Annotated in this window: 2 protein-coding genes; both read right to left on the bottom strand. The window is 54.3% G+C overall.

The window, feature by feature from the left end; genetic code table 11:
• Positions 1–96: 96 nt before the first annotated feature.
• Positions 97–678, bottom strand: a complete 582-nt coding sequence (locus HOJ08_07195) for a hypothetical protein (GenBank protein MBT5673218.1) — start codon at positions 676–678, stop codon at positions 97–99.
• On the bottom strand, positions 678–2,039 hold the full coding sequence (locus HOJ08_07190) for a hypothetical protein (GenBank protein MBT5673217.1): 1,362 nt from the start codon (positions 2,037–2,039) through the stop codon (positions 678–680). The genes HOJ08_07195 and HOJ08_07190 overlap by 1 nt, the downstream gene beginning before the upstream one ends.
• Positions 2,040–2,084: the final 45 nt, after the last annotated feature.

The following is a 2,084-nucleotide window of genomic DNA, read 5'->3' as shown; positions in this document are numbered from 1 at the left end:
GCCCCCGGTGGTATAGCCAGCAAAAGCAGCGGCAACCATGGCCGCCAGACAGAGGCCGAGCCAAAATTTAGTTCCTTTGGTGAGCATGATGAATCCCTACTTACCGATGTAGATGAATAGCCAGATAAACGAATAAACAGCCACCGCGGCGTACCAATAGAGTGCCGCCGAAGATACTAAATCACGATGTTGCGCCGTGTCTTGGCCGCCTAAGGTTCGGAGCAACAAAAGCCCCAACCAAAATACACCCAAGCCCACCATCACCATATGGGCACCGGCAATAACGTAAAAGAGCAGCGCAGCCTGGTTGTAATCAACCGGAAGAGCAATGTCTGTAAAGTAAAAAACCGTTTGATTGATAAACGCCACACCCAAGAGACCGGTAATCAAAATCGCCAAGTAAGCGTGAATGCGATCGTTGTTTATGATCGAATAAACCGCCCACGCCATGGTGACGGCGGACAACGCCAAGGTGGCCATGTTCATGCCGCCTGGTACCAGCGAGATCGCACCCTCTGGAAACCATTCAGACCCCCAAGCCAGCGTGTCGGAACGCACCGAGAAGTAGAGAGAGAACAGTCCACCAAAGAACATGAGCGCCGCCGAGGTGGCGAACATGGTCCCCACCATCAAGGTGCGGGGACGGTTTGCCGGTGCAACCGGCGCAAGAGTAGACATCAGGCGCTCCCCTCGATGTTGGACCACTCAAGGGTTGTTCCACCCCACGGGTTGGTCACTGCAGGTTCGTTCGAGCGAAGATGACGACAACCTGAAATCACTCCATGTAATGCACCCGCTAAAGCCAATCCGTAACCAATTATCGCTATCAAGTTCAAGGCATCTACATCTGAACCCGAGTTTCCAGCTTCGCTCAGCACCGCACCGGTGAAGTCATTTAAACCGTTAAAGCCGTTGATTAAGTCCGCCACACCAACCAGGCCAAGACCCAAAGCAATGAGAAGCCCCGTAATGAGCAGCGGGCGTTGTGGCGTAGCTTGCCCAGCGACCAAATCGCCCCACCAAGCAAGTCCGGCGGCTATACCAACTACCACGGCAGCCAAGGTAAAGGTCATTTGGGCGCCCACGGCAGAGGTGCCGGCCAAAGCAAACGATTCAACAGCGTTTAAGGCACCAACTATTGTGCCCACCAACAAAAACAACAAAGACAACATGGCTAAAACCAAGGGGGTTGCCGTAGCGCTTTCCGCTTCTTTTACCCCACTGCGCAAGGTGCCAGCCAAAGCACCCCAAGCCATAAACACCGCCAACACGGCCACAAAAGCAGCTACTACTGAAAACGCTTCTTGGCGTACCGGGGTGCCAAGGTCAAAATATGTCTGGGCATAAGCACCGAAGCCCACGAAACCCAACAAGCACATGGCGCCGAACATCCGGTTGGTGTTCAGTTTTGCTTTCACCGCTACCGGCACGATGTCGGCCACTATGCCTAATACCGGCAAGGCCCAAAGATAAATTTGCGGGTTACTAAAGGCCCATGAGAGCTGTTCCCAAATGGTTTCTTCCCCACCAAAGCGCACCGCCGGGCGGCCACGAAGATCAACGTAGATAAGCAATAAGTTGCCCATTAAAACGGGAAAAGTAAGGATCCACATGGTGCCGGCTACCAGCATTGACCAACTAAAGGCAGGCACATCGCCCAGCGACATACCGGAAGAACGGCCCGTTACCACGGTGGTCAGTACGCAAATGGTGGTGGCCCCGATACCCAGAATCACCATCATTAGGCCTACCAAGGTGATAGCTACTGCCTGAGTTTGACTGGTGGCCCCAGGGGCACCTACGCCACCATCAACGGCAAAGCCGGTCACGGTAATCGCCGCACCAAAGAGCCATACCCAAAAACCAGCAGCGGCCATGCGGGGAAAAACCAAAGAAGATGCGCCGACTTGGCGAGGCACTACCGCGGTAGCCAAACCAAGGATGGTAGGCAAAATAGCCAGCAGCACCAAGCCCACCCGATGAGCAGACCAGAGTTGAAAGATCACGTCAGCGCCATCAAAGATGCTGGCCGTACTCAAGTCAAGGCGCTCGAGTCCAGCTAAAAAGCCCACCCCGATGCTAAG

The sequence above is a fragment of the Rhodospirillales bacterium genome (assembly GCA_018666775.1).
Classification (GTDB): Bacteria; Pseudomonadota; Alphaproteobacteria; order SMXQ01; family SMXQ01; genus JABIXC01.
Note: the sequence above shows the minus strand (reverse complement) of the source record. Positions and strands in the feature narration are given on the sequence as shown.